Source organism: Streptomyces sp. NPDC056231 (assembly GCF_048270745.1).
Taxonomy (GTDB): Bacteria; Actinomycetota; Actinomycetes; order Streptomycetales; family Streptomycetaceae; genus Streptomyces.
On the sequence record NZ_JBLVKW010000004.1, the window covers coordinates 1 to 21852 of the forward strand.

17 protein-coding genes and 2 pseudogenes are annotated in these 21852 nt (G+C 68.7%); 7 read left to right on the forward strand and 12 right to left on the reverse strand.

The window, feature by feature from the left end:
• Positions 1-118: 118 nt before the first annotated feature.
• The 4 genes and pseudogenes from ACNPQM_RS05300 (at position 119) to ACNPQM_RS05315 (ending at position 2706) form a co-directional block, all read left to right on the forward strand.
• A complete protein-coding gene (locus ACNPQM_RS05300) occupies positions 119-253 on the forward strand; it encodes a hypothetical protein (RefSeq protein WP_418083024.1) in 135 nt (44 codons plus the stop codon).
• A gap of 162 nt (positions 254-415) precedes the next feature.
• Positions 416-1144 (forward strand): hypothetical protein, encoded by a 729-nt coding sequence (locus tag ACNPQM_RS05305; RefSeq protein WP_418083025.1) that lies wholly within the window; start codon positions 416-418, stop codon positions 1142-1144.
• Positions 1145-1582: 438 nt separating this feature from the next.
• Positions 1583-1777, forward strand: a pseudogene (locus ACNPQM_RS05310) (ISL3 family transposase); the annotation flags it as partial.
• A 128-nt stretch (positions 1778-1905) separates the two neighbouring features.
• Positions 1906-2706: a hypothetical protein gene (locus tag ACNPQM_RS05315; protein ID WP_418083026.1), complete on the forward strand. Its 801-nt coding sequence runs from the start codon at positions 1906-1908 to the stop codon at positions 2704-2706.
• Between the two features lie 225 nt (positions 2707-2931).
• Here ACNPQM_RS05315 and ACNPQM_RS05320 read toward each other — a convergent pair whose 3' ends face one another.
• Together ACNPQM_RS05320 and ACNPQM_RS05325 are read right to left on the reverse strand one after the other, a co-directional pair.
• Positions 2932-7461, reverse strand: a complete 4530-nt coding sequence (locus ACNPQM_RS05320) for a carboxypeptidase regulatory-like domain-containing protein (protein WP_418083027.1) — start codon at positions 7459-7461, stop codon at positions 2932-2934.
• A 340-nt stretch (positions 7462-7801) separates the two neighbouring features.
• Positions 7802-8062: pseudogene (locus ACNPQM_RS05325) on the reverse strand (hypothetical protein); the annotation flags it as partial.
• A gap of 130 nt (positions 8063-8192) precedes the next feature.
• Here ACNPQM_RS05325 and ACNPQM_RS05330 point away from each other — a divergent pair.
• Positions 8193-8561 carry a hypothetical protein gene (locus tag ACNPQM_RS05330; RefSeq protein ID WP_418083028.1) on the forward strand — a complete coding sequence of 123 codons (369 nt, stop codon included), beginning with the start codon at positions 8193-8195 and terminating at the stop codon, positions 8559-8561.
• 131 nt (positions 8562-8692) lie between these two features.
• Here the strand turns inward: ACNPQM_RS05330 and ACNPQM_RS05335 are convergent, their stop codons facing one another.
• The 9 genes from ACNPQM_RS05335 to ACNPQM_RS05375 all read right to left on the reverse strand — a co-directional run bounded on the left by ACNPQM_RS05335 (position 8693) and on the right by ACNPQM_RS05375 (position 18109).
• Positions 8693-9217, reverse strand: a complete 525-nt coding sequence (locus ACNPQM_RS05335) for a DUF6099 family protein (protein ID WP_418083029.1) — start codon at positions 9215-9217, stop codon at positions 8693-8695.
• Between the two features lie 124 nt (positions 9218-9341).
• On the reverse strand, positions 9342-9701 hold the full coding sequence (locus ACNPQM_RS05340) for a nucleotide pyrophosphohydrolase (protein WP_358856291.1): 360 nt from the start codon (positions 9699-9701) through the stop codon (positions 9342-9344).
• Positions 9698-10927, reverse strand: coding sequence for an AAA family ATPase (locus ACNPQM_RS05345; protein ID WP_418083030.1), 1230 nt, complete (start codon positions 10925-10927; stop codon positions 9698-9700). The genes ACNPQM_RS05340 and ACNPQM_RS05345 overlap by 4 nt, the downstream gene beginning before the upstream one ends.
• Before the next feature lie 55 nt (positions 10928-10982).
• Entirely contained in the window at positions 10983-11381 is a 399-nt protein-coding gene (locus tag ACNPQM_RS05350; protein ID WP_418083031.1) for a cell division protein SepF, read from the reverse strand.
• Positions 11382-11751: 370 nt separating this feature from the next.
• Positions 11752-12750, reverse strand: coding sequence for an MBL fold metallo-hydrolase (locus tag ACNPQM_RS05355; protein WP_418083032.1), 999 nt, complete (start codon positions 12748-12750; stop codon positions 11752-11754).
• Positions 12751-13237: 487 nt separating this feature from the next.
• Positions 13238-14410 carry a Gfo/Idh/MocA family protein gene (locus tag ACNPQM_RS05360; protein WP_418083033.1) on the reverse strand — a complete coding sequence of 391 codons (1173 nt, stop codon included), beginning with the start codon at positions 14408-14410 and terminating at the stop codon, positions 13238-13240.
• A gap of 39 nt (positions 14411-14449) precedes the next feature.
• Positions 14450-16087 carry a hypothetical protein gene (locus ACNPQM_RS05365; RefSeq protein WP_418083034.1) on the reverse strand — a complete coding sequence of 546 codons (1638 nt, stop codon included), beginning with the start codon at positions 16085-16087 and terminating at the stop codon, positions 14450-14452.
• A gap of 55 nt (positions 16088-16142) precedes the next feature.
• The gene (locus tag ACNPQM_RS05370) at positions 16143-17102 is read right to left on the reverse strand and encodes a carbohydrate ABC transporter permease (RefSeq protein WP_418083035.1); all 960 of its coding nucleotides are present in this window, start codon (positions 17100-17102) and stop codon (positions 16143-16145) included.
• Positions 17099-18109, reverse strand: a complete 1011-nt coding sequence (locus tag ACNPQM_RS05375; protein WP_418083036.1) for an ABC transporter permease — start codon at positions 18107-18109, stop codon at positions 17099-17101. Before ACNPQM_RS05375 ends, ACNPQM_RS05370 begins: the two co-directional genes overlap by 4 nt.
• 378 nt (positions 18110-18487) lie before the next feature.
• Here ACNPQM_RS05375 and ACNPQM_RS05380 point away from each other — a divergent pair, with 378 nt between their 5' ends.
• Positions 18488-19732, forward strand: a complete 1245-nt coding sequence (locus tag ACNPQM_RS05380; protein WP_418083037.1) for a DUF3472 domain-containing protein — start codon at positions 18488-18490, stop codon at positions 19730-19732.
• 42 nt (positions 19733-19774) lie between these two features.
• On the opposite strand, the gene ACNPQM_RS05385 is transcribed toward ACNPQM_RS05380, so the two are convergent.
• Positions 19775-20569, reverse strand: a complete 795-nt coding sequence (locus ACNPQM_RS05385) for a DeoR/GlpR family DNA-binding transcription regulator (RefSeq protein ID WP_358856283.1) — start codon at positions 20567-20569, stop codon at positions 19775-19777.
• Positions 20570-20754: 185 nt separating this feature from the next.
• On the opposite strand from ACNPQM_RS05385, the gene ACNPQM_RS05390 reads away from it, so the two are divergent.
• Positions 20755-21639: an SIS domain-containing protein gene (locus ACNPQM_RS05390; protein WP_358856282.1), complete on the forward strand. Its 885-nt coding sequence runs from the start codon at positions 20755-20757 to the stop codon at positions 21637-21639.
• The last annotated feature ends 213 nt before the right edge of the window (positions 21640-21852 follow it).

Below are 21852 nucleotides of genomic sequence, written 5' to 3' on the forward strand. Positions count from 1 at the left end.
GGATTGAGGCATGGCGGAGCCATGGTGATTGACGACAACGCGGCAGATGTGCGCACCCAGCCCCGCGACGCCGCCTCCCATTTGCCGGTCGGTCTAAGCATCCCGGCCCACCAACCCCGTGCGTGCACGTCACCCGATCGAGGATCTGCTGTTCCAGCTCGATGGTGCGACGCGTGAGCGTGTGCAGGTCGCCGTGACGACGGATCAGGCCGCGGTGAACTCCGGCAGCGCGGGCGACCCCGGAGGCCCGTAGCCCCGGCACCCCGGCCCACCGGCGTCCAGGACGAAGCCGGCCCGCTCCGGATGCGTCCCCCGGTACGCGCGAAACCACAAGGAATCACAGATTCCGTACAACCCTTGTGTCGGTCTGTGTGTCGTACAGTGCGTCCCCTGCTCTATCTACCGGGAGAAGTACGTGCACAACCGGATACGCCGCGCCGCCGCGGTCGCCTTCGCCGCCTCCGCCCTTGCCCTGGTCGCCGCCTGTGGAGACGGTGCCGCGGACGCCAAGGACGCCAAGCCGCGCGACGAGACTTCGGCTGCCTCCGAGCCGGCATCCGAACCGCTGAGCACCCGTGAGGCGGAGAAGGCGCTGCTGACCGACAGCGATCTCCCGAAGGGCTGGAAGCGGGACCCCGAGCTGGTCATCGACGGTTCCGAGGAGGCCGCGCCAGAAGATCTGCTCGCCAAGACGGCCGACGCGACCTGCCGGCCACTGGTGGACCTCTTCAACACGGGCCGGATCGACGCCGACTACAAGGCGAACGCCCAGGCGGTCTTCCTCAAGGGCAAGAGCATGCTCACCCAGGATGTCAGTGCCTACTCACCCGACCAGGCGGAGCGCGCGATGACCGCCCTGGGTAAGGCCATCGATGAGTGCGGCACGTTCAACTCCCGGTACGGGGGCGGGAAGGCCAAGGTCACCACCAAGACCCTCAAGGTGGACAAGACCGGCGACGAGACGCTCGGCCTCAGCCTCAAGGTGGCATACGGCGACATGGTGGTGGACGCGGAGTACGGCGTGGTCCGCGACGGGGCCAACATCACCAACGTACAGAACAACTGGGTTGACGACCGCGGCATCGAGGCCTTCAAGAAGGGCCTGGCCAAGGCCGCCGAAAACCTGCGCACGGCTCAGGGCTGACCCGTCCGGGAGCCTGCCGGGTACGGTCTCGGGCCCGGCACAGCTTGTGGCCGGCCTTGGCTGCTCCACGTGGTCGGGGCCGGCGCAGGCTGAGGTGACCGCCTCGATGGCCGGCAGCGCCAAGCGGGCGGGGACGGTGGGTCGCGGACGACGCTGCGACCCGCTCCGCGATGACAGGTGCGTCGCGCGGCATCGGGCCGCCGCTCGTGACTTTCATGGTCAGGACCGGCGCGGGCATGCGGTGGTGCCTTCCGGTTTGGGCCTGATCCGCGCGGCCGGAACAGCACGCTCGGCCCGGGGATGGCGGACAGCAGCAGGGACATCGCGCAGAAGGCAGCCAACCGGTGAAGATCAATCACCGCTGATTCGTCTCCCTGCACCCGCCTCAGGAACCAGGGAACCTTTGGCCTACTTTCCCAGCCGTAGACACACCAGCGGCAGATGTCCCAGGTGGCGCGGGAGTGCTGCGGCCGGGCGGCCACACGCCTCGCCGGCCTGCTGGCCGTGCCCGTTTCCCGCAGCACCGCGCTGCGTCATCTGTGGCGCCCACCGCTGCCGTAGCAGGCGGTCCCGCGGGTGATCGGCGGGGACGATTTCGCCCTGCGCCACCGCCACCGCTCCGCCACGATCATGAGGATGCCGGGCCGGCGATTCGAGCCCGCCCCTCTCGAATCGGCCCCCGTTCGGGGGCTGTTAACCTGCGGCGATCCATTCTTCCCTCACCGGACTCATACCGGTCCCTGACCAAAAGGAGGTTGCGCATGCGCGCAGGCAGATCCGGCTTCGCGGTCGTGGTCGCGGGAACGCTCGCCCTGGGGGCATTCACCGCGCCGTCCGCGCAGGCGGCGGACACCGGCGTCAAGGTGTCGAACCTGGTCCTGAACAAGGGCAAGTCCATCATCGTGGGTACCTCCGCGGAGGTCTCCCCCACATTCACGTATCACATGTCGTGGCCGTCCGGCCTCAAGCAGTCCAACGTGAACACCTACCTGTACCTGTACCACGACACCACCCCCGCCAAGGCCTCAGAACGCGGGGGCATCTACATGGGGCTCACCACCTGTGAGACCGGCTCCGTGGCCGCCAACTGCGAGGGCGAGCTGCACATCGACCCGCGAAACACCCTCGACTCGAACAACGACGCCACAACCTGGAAGAGCGCCGTCTGGGTACGTATCTGGAACGCGAACGGCGGGCTCAAGAGCGAGGAGTATCTGCCTCTCTCCCCCACCGTGCGGGTCAAGCGTGCGGCGAAGGTCACCGTCGACGCCTCGCCCGAGCCCGTCGCCAAGGGCGGCAAGCTCACCGTCACCGGCAAGATCACCCGCGCGGACTGGGTGCAGCACAAGTACACCGGCTTCGGCGGCAAGGCGGCCAAGCTCCAGTTCCGCAAAGCCGGTACCAGCACGTACAACACGGTCAAGATCGTGCAGGCGAACTCGACCGGCGCCCTGAAGACCACGGTCACCGCCTCCGCCGACGGCTACTGGCGATGGACCTTCGGTGAGACGAACACAACCGGCGGCGCGACCGCGGCCGGCGACTACGTCGACGTCAAGTGACGGTCTCCTTTCCTCGGAACAAGCCGACCCGGTAGCCCCGGAGCGGCGCGCCGGGCTCCTGGCGCACCAGGTGAGACAGTCATGGCCACTGACCCGGTGAGCCCGGCCGTCTCATCCGGCGCGCAACGTCGGCGGCCGGGTGGACCTTGCCGGTCTGCCCGCCCCGGGAGAGACGGGAAGGGCCCGCGCCGGTGAACGGCGCGGGCCCGATGGATCAGACTCCTCTCAGCAAGTGGTGGGGCGGAGGGCGAAGTCGGTGGTCACCGCCTCACCCGCCTTGAGGTTCACCAGCCTGGACTGCGGCTTCCAGCCATCCTGAGCCGCGATGATCTCGACGGGGTTGTCCCTCGGAGCCCAGATGACGTACCGGCCATCCGCATCGGTCTTCAGGGTGTGGCTCCAGCCCTTCTTGCCGTTGATCTGGACGATCGCCCCGCGCAGCGCGGTGCTGTTGCCACGGCAGTCGACGCCGGTGACGACGCCCGTCGACTTGCCCCAGTCCTTGGGCGGCTGCACGGTCATCGTCACGTCGATCGGTGCCACGGGCGGGGTGTCCGACTTGATGCCGAGCTGGGCGGTGTACTTACCAGGCTGCTGCACGCCCGCCGCCGTGGTGGCCTCAAGCTTCACGTTCACCGTGATGCTCTGCCCGGGCTGCAGCGTCGCCGAGGTCGGGGACGCGGACATCCACGGTACGTCGGTGACAGTGGCGCACTGGTCGAAACCGGGCAGCAGTTCGCTGTCCGGCGTCGGGGTGAAGCCGCCGGTCGAGCCACCGACCTTGACGAACCCGCACGCCGCACCCGCCCGGTAGCGGGCGAAGTTGGCGTTGGGCAGCGCCGACCAGGAGTTGGCCGCCGGGTCGTACGCCCAGCCCTGGTTGGTGACCGTGGTGGAGTTGTTGATGACACCGGTGGAGACCAACAGCAGGCCGTTCGCGGTGTCCGCGGTCGCCCCCCAGACGTCGACCGGCAGGTCGGCCACCTGGGTCCAGGTGTTCGCGCCCGGGTTGTAGGCGTACGTGCTCTTCAGCGTCGTCGGCCCGTTGCCGCCGGCGCAGTAGAGCGTGCCGTCGATCCCGCTGCAGCCCTGCCACGCCACCGCGACCGGGTACGCGGCGACCGTGGTGAACGTGTCGGCTCCCGGGTTGTACCGGACGGTCACATTGGACTTGCTGCAGTTTCCGTCCACGCACCCGCCGACCAGGTAGATCTGGCCGTCGACCACCCCGATGCCGGGCGCGGCCCGCGGGGCCGGGTTGGTGCTGGCCCGGGTCGCCCACGCGTTGGTACCGGGATCGTAGGCATAGACCTTGGCCGACGTATTGCCCGCGTCGTTCCAGCCACCGAAGACGTAGAGCTTGCCGTCGACGAACGTCGCTGCCGGCTTCTCCAGGCCCGCCGGCATGTCGGCGATCTTCGTCCAGGTGTTCGCCGCCGGATCGTACACGTAGCTGTTGGCGAGGTTGGCGGCGCCGTCGGTGCCGCCGACCGAGTACACCTTTCCGTCGTACGCGGCCACGGCGTTGTCCATGACCTTGATCGGGTAGTTGGCCGTATTGACCCACGGCGGCGCGTACGGGGTCGGCTCCAGGACGTCGCCGGGCTTGCTGTCGCCCCGCCAGGCGGGCGATACGCCGCCCCCCTTGACCCGGAGGTTCTGCAGACGCGCGCCACGCGTACCGAGCTTGTCGAAGCTGCCGGCCCGCTCGGACAGCTCGAACGTGGCAGGTGCGGTGCCGTCGTTGCGGATGGTGGTCGTCGCCGTCTTGGACTGGCCCAGCGTCAGGGTCCCCTCCACCGACGGCGGGGTGACGGTCAGCCGGCCCGACTTGAGCGCGAAGTCCTCCCGCGTGGCCCGGTCAGCCGCCACATCTACCGTGGATGTAACCGATTTGTACTGGTTCTTCGCCCCGGTGAACGGGTGCTTTCCGGTCAGGGTCGAGAACATCCAGTAGAAGCCGTCGCCGAGTTTGGCGTCGTCCGGAGTCGGTCCGGTCACCGCCTTCTCCGCCGGCTTGTCCTCACTGATCACTGTCGCATCGTTGAGCCCGGCGCCGGTGTTGCCGTCCAGCACCCGGCCGACCACCAGACCACCCGGGATCGGGTCGCAGGTCCGGTTGACGATCGACAGGTTGTCCAGCTCCCACCACCATGCGTAGGTGGCCTGGTAGTGGAACCGGATCCGCACGTCGGACTTCCCGGCCGCCTGCGGCACCGGGATCTCCTCCAGCACCGGACCACGCCGGCTGGTGCTGGTCCAGTGCGTCACGTTCTTCCAGGTCGTGCCGTCGTCAACGCTCACGTCGACGTCGGCGAACCCGCCGAGCGCCCGGTAGTCGCTGTTGAACCGCAGCACCGGTGCCGATACGGCGGACAGGTCCATCGCCGGGGTGATCAGCGCGGTGTCCATCGGCTTGCCGGAACCGGCGCTGTCACTGTCCGCGATGGCGTACTTGCCGCTGCCGCCGGTGAGGTTGCCCCGGCTCTTCGGGTCCGCGAAGTTCCAGCCGCCGTTGGGGGTGGTGTTCTCCACGCTCCAGCCGGCCGGCGTGTCCCCGGACTCGAACTGCTCGGTGACGACCGGTTCGCCGTAGCCGATCTTGTACCCGGTGGCGTCGCAGGCGGCCTCGACCGCCAGGTCGAAGTTCCGCACCAGGTCGCTGCCACTGACGGTGACCTGTGCGTTGCCTTGCCGGTAGGACGGGTACATCGCCTTGACCGTCAGGCCGTACTCGGCCCCTTGCGGCAGATCGACGCTGTACGCGCCGGTCGCCGGGTCGGTGAAGACCGGGCCGCCCGGCTTGCCGGCCACGTCGATGCGCGCATAGAGCGGCCAGCCGTGTCCGGAGCCGTCCTTCACCACGCCGCTGACCTTGCGCAGCGGAACCGAGTCGAGCGCGAAGCTCGCCGTCACCGTGCCGTTTTCGGGCACGGTCACTGTCTGGGACTTCGACGAGTAGCCGAATGCCGAAGCGGTCACCTCGTGCTGGCCGGCCGGCAGGGTCAGCTTGTACCCGCCCTGGTCGTCGGTGACGGCGCCACTACCGCCGACGCGCACCGTCGCACCGGCGATCGCTCCGCCGCCGGACTTGGTGACCTTGCCGGTCACCTCACCCCGGGGGCCGTTCACGCAGTTGGGAAACTTCATCGACCCGATACGGGTCTGCCAGTTGGCGGAGCCGGTCTGCGACAGGTACTCGGAGGTGAACCAGAACGTGCAGCCGTCCGTCGGGTCCACCGACATCGAGCTGTAGTCACCCCAGCGGGACGCCGAGTGGGTCTGTGCGCCGGTCCCGGCGATCAGGGTCCGCTCGCTCTGCCCCAGTTCGCCCAGCGGGTCACCGGAGAGCCGCCCGGCCATCCGGATCGACGGGAAGGACGTGCTGCCCGATGACGTGTAGCCGATGGCCAAGTTGCCGCTGACGTCCATGGCCGCGCTGGCCATCCACCGGCTCTCACCGTCCGGCGCATAGGTGCCCTGCTGATGGATGGCCCAGTCGGTGGGCGAGTTGCTGCGCAGTTCGTACCACCGTACGCCGGCGTGGTCGCCACCGACATCCACGGTGTGGTTGAGCACCATGGAGGCGTGGTCGCCGAAGTTGCGGTAGGCCGCCCGGTACATCAACCGGTCGGCGATCGCGTCCAGTCGCGCCGAGGTGCCCTGCTGCGGGATGCAGGACCGGGCACCGTTACACATGTTCGAGTCGAACGGTGCGGTCTCCAGGGACCGGTTCGGCGCCAGGTTGTTACCGAAGGTGGAGTTCGCCGGGTTGGTCCAGTCGACGTGGAAGTCCCACATCAGCAGCCGGTCGGTGGGCGAGGTGCCCCACGCATCGTCGTCGAACATGGAGAACGGGTTGGGTGCCCCGGCCGGCGGCGCCTGACCCTCTGCGTCGGCGGGCAGCAGGCCGCCGAAGTCCGGACCGAGGTGGAAGTACACCATCCGGGCCGGCTCGCCGGCGAGCATCTTCTCCCGCTCGAAGGCCACCGCTCCGGCGCCGACGAAGGACGGCGCGAACTCGTTGGTGGTCATGTAGTAGGCGTCCGGCCAGATCCCGTACTTCGGGTAGTCGTTCATCCGGGTCTGGTGGTAGAGGAAGTCGTACCGGTAGAAGGCCCCGGTCGGGTCCGGGGTCTGCGAGATCGCCATGCACTGGTGGTTGCCGGCGGATCCGCCCGGCAGGGCGAACTGGGTGATCATCCAACGATCGGCGGCCTCGTCGTAGAGGACCACCGGGTCGCCGTCGTTCCTGGTCTCGCACGGTCCGCCGAAGCCTGCGAAGACCGCATTGCCCGGCAGCGGCCCGAGCAGCTTGTTGCCGCTCTTGTCGAACACGGCGTAGTGGAGGTTGACCATCTGGACGTAGTGGTTGGGGCCGACATCGCCGTTGGTGTCCGGCGGAAGCACCCCGTCGACGTTGCCGACGCCCTCGAAGTTTGCCTTGAACTCAGGTACTTGGCTGGCGGTGAAGCCACGCTGGACCTGGCTGCTGCCCTCCTTCGCGGAGGGATTGACGGCGGCGCGCTCCAGCGATTGGGACAGCTGCACGGTGGGCTTGCCGCTGCTGCGCTTGGTGCCACCAGGCTTCGCGGAGATGTCACGCAGCTTTGGGGAGAGGTCGTGCTGCACCGCGTCGCGTACCTTCGCCTTCGCGGCGGGCTGCGCTTCGGGTGCGGCGGGCACCGTGTCGGTGGGCTTCGCCATGGCCGGCAGGCCACCGACGAGCAGGGCCAACAGGGCGAGTACTGCCACCAGTCCCGCTCGTAGCGTTCTTCGTCGTCGTGTACGTTGCATGGGACATAACCTCCTTGCCGAGGCAAACTAGGGATGTCTCAGACCACGTGGGGGGTTTGGGCGTGCGCAGTCGTCGTTCGGGTCGATCCCGGGTGACGCGTCCACGACAGTAAAGAGAACGTAAGGTCTTCTGAGAAGAGCGACTTCCGGACACTCGTGGAGCCAGAGCCCGGACTCATCTGCCTCAGTCGTTGAACAGTCGCCACGCGGTGAGGGCGGGCCCGGCCCGCATCAGCCCGGTGCACCCGGTCAGTTCGACGCCCAGGATCTTTGCGATCGGTCCGAGTCGGCGAACCACGCTGCTGTGGTGCAGGTGGAGAAGGTCGGCGGCTCGGCTAAGGGAGCCGGTGGCGCAATAGGCAACCCAGAACCTCAATATCTTCTGGGTTGCCTGCGATTCGGGCGATGTCGGCGTTGTCGCGTGAGGCGTCCTGAGGTATCTCGGCCAGCAGGACCAGCGCGCCCAGGCCGGTGTAGCGGATGGCTGATTCGCGCGGGTGGTGACACGGAGGACGGTGCGGGCCTGCCGCCAGGGCGCCGCTGAGAGCCGGACGGTCACTCCTGGCGCGCCACTGAAGGCAAGCCCTGTTCAGCCACATCTGACCCTCCCGGGCCACCCAACAATTTACGGGGACCTGTCGACCGAACTACCGGGGAGTCGACCGAGGACCCCCGGAGTTCGACGCACGGTGACGAGATCGGCCTGGACCCGCAGCGACATCAACCGCTCCGACGCGGGTACGGCCCTGATCCTCAAGGGCACCTCCTTCGGCCTCTTCGACACCGGCGTCGTCGCCGTCTCGCAGGACACCTCGGGCATCCCCGGATCCACCGAGACCGCCGACAAGCTCGGCTCCGCGGTCTCCCTGACCAACCTGTCCGGCTACGGCCGCACCGACCCGGTCATCGGCACCGAGGGCGAGGACGCGGGCAACGGCGCGCTCCTCCACATCCCGAGCAACAGCACCGGCCTGGGCGTGTCGACATCAGTCAACTACGGCAAGACCCAACTCGGCGCCGCGACCGGCGTCCGCCTGGGAACGACCCTGACGCGCTGAACACCAGGGTGCCGAGTTGGCAGTCCGGCTCACTGGGTGGGCGCAGCATGTGCCGTGACCACCCGTAGCGTTGTGCCGTTCGAAGGTCCCTGTGCTGGTGCAACCCGGAGTCCGGGTTCAGATCCGCGCTGTCACGGCGGGCCCGCCGCCGAGCCCGCCGGTCCGCGCACGGCACCGTACGCACCGTCCCGCTCCCGCTGCCGGTCCTGCTCGCGGTCCTGCTCGGCGAGGAGTCGGAGCATCCCGTGCACCCGGTCCAGCGCCTCGTCGGCCGCGTCGATCGCCTCGATGCACTGCCAGTAGAGGCTCTCCTCGCCGGTGTCACAGGCCACCGCGACGAGAGCCATCCCCATCTCCCCCAGCAGCGCGCCAAGACCGGTCAGGGCCGCCCGCGGATCGGCGATCTCGGCCAGCTGCGCGGCCCGCGCCGCGCCGGTCCGCACCACCGGATGGTCCGGCGCCACGCCGCCACTTCCCCCGATCTCGCCGAGCCGCCGCGCCTCGCCCCGCAGCACCTTCGGCCCCTGGGCCGCCAGCCGCTCGCCGATCGCCTGGGCCAGCGCCTGGACCTGCCAGGCCTCCGCCATGATGGACGGCGCGCCCCGGCTCTGCGCCAGAGCCCGCCGGCTTACCTCTATGAGCCGCTCCGCTTCCATGCGTCGCCCCCGTCCGAACGAAAACCCGCTCACCTCATCCATTACCCACAGTGAGGGGAGAGGTACCGAAAGGCCAGGGGATTTCGGAAATCTGTGGATACGAAGTCGACTGTGAAGAAGTCGATCACTCCGAAGAGTGACGACTTTGAGAATCCGGGGGCTTCGGAACCGGGAAGCGCGCTTCGTTCCTGTCGATCTTCTCCGCCAGCGCCGCCAGCGCATCGATGCCCAGCACCTCGCAGAACTGCAGCAGATACGCGAGCACATCCGCGACTTCGTCCGCCACCCGATGCGCCGTCTCGGGCTTCTCCATCACCCGCGCGGACTGCTCCGGCGTCAGCCACTGGAAGATCTCGACCAGTTCGGACGCCTCGACGCTGAGCGCCGCCGCGAGGTTCTTCGGGGTGTGGTACTGCTCCCAGTCACGGGCGGCCGCGAACGCGGCGAGCCGTCGCTGCAGTGTCTGTACATCGAGTCCGTTCACGGTCCCAGGTGTACCACCGTCGCACCCGCCGTCCCACGGGCCCGTGCGGCGGCCGCCTCCGCGGCCGTCCCCACCAGCCTGAGGTGCCCGGTCGAGCCGACCGACGCGGCCAGGGCCAGCAGTTCCGCCACCTGTCGTCCGTCCAGGTCCCGGTCGAGCCCGTCGACCAGAACGGTGAGCGTCTGCATGGCCGACGGCACCTCCGCCGCGGCGTCCATGGCCAGCACGCCGGGGCCGGTGAGCAGGACCAGGGCGAGCGCCAGATACCTCAACTCGCTGTCGCCGAGCCGCCCGACCGGGGTGAGGTGCCCGCCGTCGCGCTCCATCACTGCGCGCAGCAATCCGTCCGGGAGCCGCTCGACGCCCAGCCCCCTCACCGTCCCCGCGCATCCGGCAGCGGCCGCCGCAACCAGCCGGGCATGCCGCTGTCCACACTGGGTGTGGGTCCGTTCCAGTACCGCCGCGAGGTTGTCGCAGTCCCGGCGCAGCCGGCCCTCGCCGCCGGGCACCGGCGCCCGCATCCGCTGCGGCTGCGGTTCGCACACGAAGACGGACCGCAGGGCCACGACCATCTGTTCGGCGGCGGCGAGGACCCGTAACTGTCCCTCGGTCGTGCCCGCGACCCGCAGCGGCAGCAGCGCCGTGCCGAGCACGTCGTCCGGCAGCGGCGCCCGGGTCACCGGGACGGCGCCGGCCGTGTGCCAGGCCGCCTGGACCGTCGAGCCCCGGGGGTCGCGCAGCGCGGTGGTCAGCAGCTTCTCGCCGCCGCCGGTAAGCCGTTCACCGACGATCCGCAGGGAGGGCTCGGCCTGCACGGCGACGTCGAGCCGGACCGGTCCCGCCGGTCCGGTCGCCGTGCAGCCGATCCGGAAGCCTCGGCGGCCCTGGGCGTCGGGACCGGTCCGTTCGGGCACGTACGCCGCCGGATCCGGGAACACCTCGTCGAGCGGGTCCCCCGCGCCCAGCCGGGCCAGCGCCTCGTACGCCCGCAGCGCGCTGGACTTGCCGCTGCCACCGGCCCCGGTGAACAGCGTGAGCGGGCCCACCGGAAGGACGGCGCCACGGTGCGAGGCGAAGGCGGAGAGCCGCAGTTCGGTGACGACGGGGCCGGCGGAACGGGCCGCCCCGGTTCGGGGAGGCTCGGTTCGGACAGCCTCGGTTCGGACTTCTCGGGCGGCTGATGCCCCTGGGGTCGCCCACGGGTTTTCCGGACAGCGTGCAGTCATGAGCGGACCGTACGCACGCCGTCGGCCGGCGAACCGTTCCGCCCGCACGACCTTCCTACGATCGGGGGATGCCCGCCGCCGTGACCCCCTCGACCTCGATGCCGACCGGCGACAGAAGAAACACGTTCCGGTCGACGCGGTGCATTCCGCTGCCGAGCCCGAAGACCACACCGCTGGTGAAGTCCAGGATCCGCTTGGCCACATCGGTCTCGGCACTGGTCAGATCGAGCAGCACGGGAATCTGTGCGACCAGATACTCGGCCACCTCGCGCGCGTCCGCGAAGACCTGCACACGCAGCACGACCATGCGGCGCTGTTCGGCGGTCTCGTGGTCGTCGGGGACCGCGCGGTGGTCGACCCGTGACGGCCATTCGTTGCGGCTGCGCAGCGGTACGACCTGCGCCAGACCCTCCCACTGCTCGTCCGTGACGTCGTACCTGTCGTACCTGCTCACCGGACCACCCCGTCTGTGCTTCGGTCGGCGTTGCGCCGGTTGCACTCGCTGTTCATCGTGCAATTCTCGCGCCCCTCACCCGTTCGGCGTACCACCGACACGGGTCAGCGGCTGATCAACACCTTCTTCGGTGCCGAAAGCGCCGCGTCGCCGGTCACGTCGAGCGGGGTGAAACGGATCGGGAGATGCACCAGCGCGCGGTGGAACGGACCGGGCCGCCACGTCAGTTCGCCCGGGCAGCGTTCTGGGAGCGGAGCACGGCCACCACGGCGGTGACGACGGCGATCAGCGCCACGATCCATGCCAGGCCGTCACCGTATGCCTGTGGTCGGGCCGGACCCGCCCGGGCGGGGGGGAGGGGATCCGGGTGTCATCCCTCGAGGTCTGCCGCCCCACGGGACTGCTCCACCTCTCGCGCGACGACGGCGACATCGGTCATCACCTGAAGCACACTGGGCAGTTCGGAGCCGTCGAGGTGCCGGTACTCGCTGCCGATCGTCACCACGAGGCGTTCGGCCAGGCCGAGTTCGGGGTGGCGTCCCTCGGCGATCACCCGGCGGGCCGCCTCCAGGGCGGGCACTCCGGCCGCGTGGAGGGCGTGGGCACGTTCCCGTACGTACTCGAGATAGCCGATGTGTGCGCGCACGCCGGCCGGGTCGAGGACCGGACCGTGGCCCGGGACGATGGTCTCGGCACCGGTGGCGAGCACCTGTTCGCAGGCGGCGATCACCTGGGAGAGGGGGCCCGCCCAGTGCACCGGGTGGTCGCCCGGCTGCTCCGGGGTGGCGGCGAAGATGACGTCGCCGCTGAACACGGTGCGCTGGGCGGGCAGGTGCACGATCAGGTCGCCCGTGGTGTGGGCGGGGGGCAGGGCCGTCACCTGGACCGGGTACTCCCCCAGCGTCAGTTCGAGCTCGCCGGTGAAGTAGGTGGTCGGCTGCACGGGTTCGGTCCGTGACCAGTCGAACGGGCCGAAGTGGCGCTTGAGGTACTCACCGAGCGCGGTGGCCGGATCGCTGCCCTGGACGAGGGCGTGCTGCTGCTTCGGGGTGGGTTCGTAGTGAATGTGTTCCTGGGCCTCGCGGGTCGCGATGATCTCCGCGTCCGGCAGTACGCCCGCGCCCCAGAAGTGGTCCCCGTTGGCGTGGGTGACGATCACCCGGTCGATGGCGGTGCCGTCGGGCAGCCGCTTCGTGGACTCCGCCAGGAACTGGCCGGCGAGCACGGGATCGTACGGGGTGTCGATCCAGATCGCGCCACGCGATGAGGTCAGGAGACCGCAGTTTGCGAGGCCCCAGCCCCGTTTCGGCGGGAGCCACGCGTAGAGGTCCCGGCCCAGCTCGACGAAGTCTCCGCCCGTGATCGACATGGACGCGATTATGCCGACCGCGATCCGGCATCGCGTTCGAACTCGGCCACCGAGAGATCTGTTTGGCGCAAAGCCACTGTCCGCTCGCACCGATTGCGGTGCGACGGTGACGGTACGAGACCAGGCGCCCGCATCCTCGTACGACACCTTTCGGACACTTGGTTTTATTTCCCCCGACGGTGTCACGCTTCGCGGCCGTGGCCGATCGCGCGGCCGCCCAACAGGAATGCGCCGATCACCCACCGAGCATGGCTGAAAACAGACACAGAGAGGCCTCCGGCGACGGCGCCAGGCGTGCTGTCACCGAAGACCCCGAAGCACCCTGGCCCACTGCCGTGACCAGCAGTGTTCGCCCCATGAGGAGCGTCGTCCAGTGCGTGCGGCAGAAACCCGTCGGACAGGGCCGAAGCCCTGTCCGACGCTTCCCGGTCGGTTTCAGGCCGGGACGTTCTGGTGCCCCTCCCGGCAAGCCTTGCCGGTCACGGCACTAGCGGACCTGACCGCGTTCGAAGTACGCGATCAGCTCGGGGTCGAGGGCGGGCACGTCGTACGGTGCCCCGCCCTCACGCAGCGAGCGGGTCGCGAGGACCCCGGCGGCGACGCTCATCCGGGCGGCGACCGGAGAGGTGTCGGTGACACCGCCGTCGCGGACGAACCGGCAGAACTCCTCCATGATCCGGGTGTCACCGCCGCCGTGCGAGCCATCGGCCTCCGGCACCCGGTAGGTGATGTCGGCCTCCGCGCGGTATCCGCTGGGTCCGGTGTTCCAGACCTTGACCTCGTCACCGGGACTGTCGCCGAAGTTCTCCAGCCGCCCCTCGGTGCCGATGACGGTGTAGTTCCGCCAGTAGTCCGGGGTGAAGTGGCACTGCTGGTAGGCGGCCACAACGCCGTTGTCGAGCTGCATGTTCATCACCGAGACGTCCTCGACGTCCACGATGTGGTGCAGATCCTTGCGGGCCGTCGGCGGCCAGTCGAACTCCCGCAGCCAGTTGTCCGGGCGCGGGGTGTCCGCCTCGCGGCGCGGCAGGTCCCCGTAGACGAGGAGGTCGCCGAGGGCGTTGACGCGGCGGGTGTAGCCGCCGGCCAGCCAGTGCAGCACGTCGATGTCGTGTGCGGCCTTCTGGAGCAGCAGTCCGGTGGTGCGGGTCCGGTCGGCGTGCCAGTCCTTGAAGTAGTAGTCACCGCCGTAGCCGACGAAGTGCCGCACCCACACGGCCTTCGGTTCGCCGATGTCACCGCGGGCGATGATGTCGCGCATCAGCCGCACGACACCCATGTGGCGCATGTTGTGGCCGACGTACAGCCGGGTCCCCGTCTCGTACGCGGCGCGCAGGACGTTGTCGCAGCTCTCCACGGTGATACCGAGCGGCTTCTCGACGAAGACCGCCTTGCCGGCCCGCAGGGCATCGATGGCGATGACCTCGTGGGTGTCGTCCGGGGTGGCGACGATGATCGCGTCCAGGTCGTCCCGGTCGAGGAGCAGTTTGTAGTCCTCGACCGCGACATCGGTGCCGAAGCGCTCGGCCTCGCGCCGGCGCACCTCGGGGTCGAGGTCGCAGACGGCGGTGATCGCCGAACCCTGTCCGGGATGGTGGGCGGACATCGCGATGGAGCGGCGGAGGCCGAGCCCGATGACGCCGAGTCGCAGGTCTGACACGGGGGTCCCTTCTGTCTGTACGGGTGGTGCGGGCGGAGACTACTTACCGGCGATCGAGGCCTCGAACTCGGCCCGGATCTCGTCGCCGCCGCCCGAGCGCCACTTCTTCACCTGGTCCTGGAAGGCGGAGATCGGCTTGCGGCCCGCGACGACGTCGAGGACGGTGTCGCTCACCGCGGTGCCGATGGAGGCGCTCTTCTTCGTCGAAGCGTCCGAGAAGTGACCGCTGGTGGGGTTGGCCTTGCCCATCTTGAGGAGTTCTTCCTGCCAGCCGTGGATCTTCGAGGCCATCTCGGCCTTGCCGGGCAGGTAGATGTACTCCGGGGTGTTGGCGAGGAAGGCCAGCGGCATGGCAGTGGTCACGGCCTCGGCGTTGCCCTTGGCGGTGAGCTTGATGTCGCCGCTGGAGGTACGGGTGTAGTGCGTGCCCTCGATGCCGTTGTCGAGGAAGAGCCGCTCCTCGGTGCCGAACGGGGCGGCGAGGTAGTCGAGCACACGCAGCAGCATCTCGACGCGCTTGGCGTCCGCCTTCTTGGAGATGGCGGTGTAACCGACCGAGCCGTAGCCCAGGGTGTACGACGGGGTGGCTCCGGCCTTGCCGGCGAACGGCACGATGACGCCGAACGGGAAGTCGTACGTCTTGACGTCGGTCAGGAAGCTCGGGAAGGACTGCACATAGGCGCCGAGCGAGCCCTGCGCCACCTTCTCCATGGTGGTGCTGAGGTTCGGGTCCGGCCAGAACAGACCGGCCTTGCGGACCTTGACCCCGAAGGCCACAGCCTCCAGGTATTCCTCGGTCTCGTACAGGTGGGTGAGCTTGCCGCCCTCCAGCCGCCAGCCGGCGGGCGCGCCGAACCACTGGGCGAACTGGCCGACGTGGTTCACATACGCCGGCTCCAGGACGTACTTGTTCCGCTTGGCGTCGAGGAGTTCCTTGCCCTTGGCGAGGAAGTCCTCGGCGCTGGTGAACTCGGCGCCGCCGACCGGCTTCCAGAAGTCCTGGTTGACGACGTAGACCTGGCCCATGGAACCGTACGCGACGGCCACACCACGGATCTTGCCGTTGATCACGGCGGTCTTCCACGCGCTGGTGGGGAGGTTGGCCAGGTTCGGGTACTTCTTGACCGCGTCACCGGACAGGTGCGGCGTGAGGTCGTGGAACTTGGCGTCCAGCAGCTCGGGGACGTGCTGGAGACCCTGGTTCGGCGGGAACCACACCAGGTCGGGAATGTCCCCGCTGGCGACGATCGCGTTGAACTTGCCGGGGTAGCCGGCGCCCTCCTCGACCACGATGGTCATGTCGAACTGCGAACCGAGGCGCTTGTTCAGCTCCTGCCAGTAGGCGTTCTTGCCCTGGGCCGGGGCGGGCGTCGTGAACGTCTCGGTCAGCGCGGTGATGCGGCTGCCGTCACCGGGAGCCTTGGCCACCGACTTGGTGAGTTCCTTCGGGTACCGCAGGTACGCGGCGTCCAGACCCGAGGCGTTGCCGGCGAGGTCCGCGGGGGCGGTCTGCGCGGGGACGTACGTCGGGAGCTTCAGCTTGGCGGAGGCCTTCGCGCCGCCCTTGCTGACGGTGGCGCCACTGCCGCACGCGGTCAGGGACGACAGGCCCGCGACGGTGAGGCCGGCTATCCCCGCCGCGCCCATGAAGCCGCGCCGGGACAGGTTTGTGGACATGGGTGGTGCTCCTTGAAGTGTGTGAAGTGCGTCGGGCGATGTCCGCGAGAACGGATCAGCCCTTGATCGCCCCGGTGAGGACGCCCTTGACGAAGAACTTCTGCAGGAAGGGATAGACGCAGAAGATGGGCACGATCGCGATGATCAGCACGGCCATCTGCAACGAGGTCGCCGGCGGGATCGCGTGAACGCCCATGGCCTGCGCATTGATGCTCTGGCCGTTGAGGACGTAGGAACGCAGGATCACCTGGATGGGGAACTTGCCCGAGTCGTTCAGGTACAGCACGGCGTTGAAGAAGCTGTTCCAGTAGCCGACCGCGTAGAAGAGACCGACCACGGCGAGGACCGCCTTGGAGAGCGGGAGGACGATCCGGAAGAGGACGGTCACCTCACCCGCGCCGTCGATCCGCGCGGCGTCGTACAGCTCCTCCGGAATGCTCTGGAAGAAGGAGCGGACGACGACGATGTTGAACGCGTTGAGCAGTACGGGAAGGATCAGCGAGGCATAGGTGTCGAGGAGCTTGAACTGCTGGACGGCCAGGTACGTGGGGATGATGCCCGGGGCGAAGAGGAACGTGCCCAGTACCAGCAGCAGGATCGGCTTGCCGAGAACAGTTCCTGGCCGCGAGGTGCCGTACGCGATCATCACCGTGCACGCGAGGCTGAGCGCCGTGCCGATCAGCGTGATGAAGATGGAGACCACGGCGGCCTGGGTGACGACCCCGCCCGAGAGGATGACCCGGTAGGCCTCCAGTGTCGGGTGCTTCGGCAGCAGGACGTAGCCGCCGTTGGCGTTGAGCTCCTCGCGTCCGGCGAGGCTGGTGCCGATGGCCAGGAGGAACGGGTAGAGCACGATCACGGTCAGGACGACAAGGGCCGCTGCCTTCGCCCCCTGCCCGTACCAGTGCGGTCGCTCCATCCACGGCGGGCGTCCGGACGCCGTGCGGCTGCGGGTGGTGCGCCGGGGACTGAAGCGCGCCGTTCGCGGTCGGCTCGCAGAGGTCTGCTGACTCATCGGTACACTCCCTGCTCACCGAAGCGGTGGGCCAGCTTGTTTGCGGCGAGGATGAGGGCGAATCCGATGACGCCCTTCATGAGACCCGCGGCCGTGCTCATCCCCCAGTCGCCGTCGATGACGCCGTGGAAGTAGACGTAGGTGTCCATGACTTCGGAGGCGTCCGCGCCGACGGCGTCGCGCTGCAGGATGATCTGCTCGAAGCCGACCGAGAGGATGTCGCCGAGCCGGAGGATCAGCAGCATGAGGATCACCGGCCGGATGCCCGGCAGAGTGATGTGCCAGATCCTGCGGAGCCAGCCGGCTCCGTCCATGGCCGCGGACTCGTACTGGGCCATGTCGATCGAGGCGATGGACGCCAGGAAGATGATCGTCCCCCAGCCGCAGTCCTTCCAGATGGCCTGGGCGGTGATCAGCAGCTTGAAGGTACCGGGGTCCGTCATCACATTGCCGATGTTGACCCCGTGCTCCATCAGGAGCGTGGTGACCGAGCCCGCGCCGCCGAGCACCTGCTTGAACATCGCCACCACGACGACCCAGGACAGGAAGTGCGGGAGGTACACGATGGTCTGGATGAACCGCTTGATCTTCTCGCTGATGAGCGAGTTGAGCAGCAGCGCCAGGGCGATCGGGGCGGGGAAGTAGAGCAGCAGCTGGATCGCTGTGATCTGCAGGGTGTTGGAGACCGCGCTCCAGAAGTCCGGTTCGGCGAGCAGCGCGGTGAAGTTCGTGAGGCCGACGAACGGGCTCTCTCTGAAGCCCAGGAACGGTTGATAGTCCTGGAAGGCGATGACGTTGCCTGCGAGCGGCAGGTAGAAGAAGAGCGCGAAGTACAGGACGCCCGGCAGGCAGAACAGCAGGAGCGCCTTGTCCCGCTTCAGTCGGTACCGCAGCGGCTGCCGTATTCGGCCTGTGCCTCGCTTCTTCCCGGCGGGTGAGTCCGCGTCATCGGGGTCACGGGGCTGCGGCACAGGCGACCGCACGGATGAGACCGGCGCATCTGCCATCGTCACAGGCACCTCCAGGGCTGATGGAGCAAGGGGGAGTGTCCCGCGATCACGGCTGCGGCACGCTCCGGTGACGGTGCGGCCGCTGCTCCCTCGCGGCGACAGCCACATAGTTCACGACAGCGCACCTTGATGGCAAGAGTTGTTCATTTCGCGCTGGTAACGAACATCTATAGACATAGAAAAACTCTGCAGGAGGTCCGGCTCAAGTCCGTTGAGACCCCAGGTCAGGCACGGAAGGAGCGCGGAAGCATCTCGATGAGATCGCCGAACCACTTGCCAGTGGGTTCATTGCGGGTCCAGGATGCAACATCGTGCTCGATCTTGCACCGAAGAGCACATCTTCCAACATTCCCAAGCAGAGACGGGTAAGCCTGTATGAGCTCTCGCACGTCCAAGTCCGGCTTCCGCCGGCTCGGCCGCATCGCCGGAAGTGCCGTCGCGGCACTGGCACTTGCAGCAGGCATCGCGATGTCCACGGCAGGCACGGCGAACGCCAATGAGGACGGCTGGGGAGACACCCCCGGCACGTACACGCACTACACGTTCCCCGCCGGGACCCCGGACCTGTCGTCCGTGACATGGAGCACCACAGTCACAACCGACCCCGGCTTCACCTCGCACACCTTCTGGTCGCATCAGTTCGGCTTCAACCAGGGGAACGGCGGCTACATCGGCATGCAGGACAACGGGGGCGAAGACCAGTTGTTCCTCTTCTCCGTCTGGGACGTGAACCAGGCGAAGCCCGGAAGCAAGGGCAGCTGGTGCCAGGACTTCGGCGGCGAGGGCACCGGTTACAGCTGCCGGATGAATGTGCCGTGGAAGGCCGGTCACACCTACACGTTCAACGTGGCGTCGGAGGGCGGCGGCTGGTTCGGCGCCACCGTCGAGGACACCACCGCCCACACCTCGTTCAAGCTGGGCAGCATCCTGACCCCGGCGACCGGGATCAAGACGGCCGGCATGGTCGACTGGGTCGAGTACTACGAGTGGAGCATGACGCGCTCCACCTGTGTGCAGCAGCCCTACAGCGCGGCCACGTTCGGTCTGCCCAAGGCCACGACCCTGAACAACACCCAGGTCACCGGCACCGCCACCCGGCCCGATAACAACGGTGACTGCGCCAACGTCACCAGCACGATCGGCCCCGAGGGCGGCGAGCAGGTCCTGGGCATCGGCAACTCCACCCGGGACGCCGTGACCGACCGGGCGGGCAACTGCCTGGACGTGGACGGCGTGGACTACGCCCAGCTCGAATGGGCCGAGGACGCCGATCTGGCCGCCGCCGAGAACCGGGCCGCCGTCGTCGAGACGTGCCACCGGCGCACCGATCAGGGCTGGGTGCACGGCGCCGACCGGACGCTGCGCCTGGTGAACAACTTCTGCCTGACCGCCGCGCCCGGGACGGCCGGGAACGACAAGAAGGTCCCGGTCACGATCACGACCTGCGCGGGCACGCCCGGACCGCTGACGACCTGGACATACGGCGCACACGGCTCGATCGTGAACGACGCGACCGGCCAGTGCCTGTACGCCCCCGGCGGCAACGAGACCGGGCACCGCGTGGAACTGCGCGACTGCACCGGCAGGGCCGACCAGCGGTGGAACGCACCCCGCGCCTGATCCCGCGGCGCGGCGTCACCGCCGGACCGGCCGGCGTCACCCTCACACAGCGATGACGGTGACGCCGGCCTCGGTGAAACGGGCCTTCGCGTCGCGGGTGATTCCGGTGTCGGTGACCAGGAAATCGACCTGGCTGAGATCACAGACCCGGGCGAAGGCCCGCTTGCCGATCTTCGAGGAATCGGCGGCCACGACCACCCGCTGCGCCTGCTGGGCGAGCAGCCGGTTGATGCTGGCCTCGCCCTCGTGGTGGACGTACGCCCCGCGCTCGGTGTCGATCGCGTTGACACCCAGCACGGCGACATCCAGCGTTATCTCGCCGAGCACGCCACTGGCCAGCGGCCCCGTGAGCTCGTACGACTGCGGCCGGGCCACTCCACCGGTCACCACGATCTTGATCTGCGGCCGTATCACCAGCTCGTTGGCGATGTTGAGGGCATTGGTCACCACCGTCAGGGTCGGCTGCCCCCCGGGGCCGGTGTCACCGACGAGGTCGGGGCGCACGGCCAGCGAGCGGGCAACCTCGGTGATCGTGGTGCCACCGGTCAGCCCCACCACCTCGCCCACCGCCACGAGTTCGGACACGGCGCGGCCGATGGCCTGCTTCTCCGGGGCGTTGCGTCCCGTCTTGTATCGCAACGCCAGTTCGTAGGAGACTCCGTGCGCGACGGCGCCGCCGCGGGTTCGGGTGAGCAGCTGCTGCTCGGCAAGCTGGTCCAGGTCGCGGCGGATGGTCGCGGCCGACACGTCAAGCGTCGTCGCCGCTTCCTCGACCTCCACCCGGCCGTGTTTACCGACCAGCTCAAGCAGCGCGTCCCAGCGGGCATCCCTGGACAAGTGAACTCTCCTTACGGGCCCGGGATTCGAGCGCCCATCCCCTTGGGCAGTGTCACCGGACATGCGCAAGGGTCGCACAAGGCGCCGATCAGTCAAGTCCCATGCAAGCAGGATGCTTGATAATGCTTGCAGAACGCGTATAACGTGCGTGAACGAGCATCCCAACACCCATACGGAGTGTAAAAGTGTCGTTTGTCGAGATTGAGACAGCCAGCCAGCCGGAGTGCTGGCGTCGCGCCGCGGATCTGGCAGAGAGCCAGTCGGCCGCCCTGCCCGCCACGGGCGAGCGCATCGCCGTCGTCGGCTGCGGCACCTCGTTCTACATGGCCCAGGCGTACGCCGCGCTCCGCGAGGAATCCGGGCAGGGCGAGTCCGACGCGTTCGCCGCATCGGAGTTCCCCTTCGGCCGCAGCTACGACCGGGTCGTGGCGCTCACCCGCTCGGGCACGACGACCGAGGTGCTGGAGCTGCTCGACCGGCTCCGTGGCGTCACCCGTACCGTCGCGATCACGGCCGACCCGAACACCCCGGTGATGACGTCCGCCGACGATGTCGTCGTCCTCGACTTCGCCGACGAGCAGTCCGTGGTGCAGACCCGGTTCGCCACCACGCTGCTCACGCTGCTCCGTGCCCACCTCGGCCTGCACACCGACGCCGTGGTCCGCGACGCGGAGACCGCACTGGCCGAGCCGCTGCCCGAAGGGCTGCTGGAGTGCACCCAGTTCACCTTCCTCGGCCGGGGCTGGACGGTCGGTCTCGCCAACGAGGCCGCGCTCAAGATGAAGGAGGCGTCGCTCTCCTGGACCGAGTCCTACCCTGCGATGGAGTACCGCCACGGTCCGATCAGCATCGCCACCACCGGCACCGCCACCTGGGTGTTCGGTACCGCACCCGAGGGTCTTGAAGAGCAGGTCGCGTCGACCGGCGCCCGCTGGGTGACGAGCGGCCTGGACCCGCTGGCCGAGCTGGTTCGCGTACAGCGTCTGGCGATCGCCCGCGCCGAGGCCGCCGGCATCGACCCGGACAGCCCCCGTCACCTGACCCGCTCGGTGGTTCTCTCCGAAGCCTGACCAGTGGACGGGCGGGTGAGGGGCCGGCCGTGGAGGCCGGCCCCTCACCCCTGTCGCAGCGCTCGGGGCGTGTCGCCCGTGACGACGGGACGGCCCAGTTCCGCGTCCCGGTGACGTCGCACCGGATCTCGGGACAATCCGCCCCGCCGGCCGGGTGCGTCGCCCCAGGCCGCGCCGGGGACGACCCGGTGGCGTCTTCGGCCGGCCCTTCGC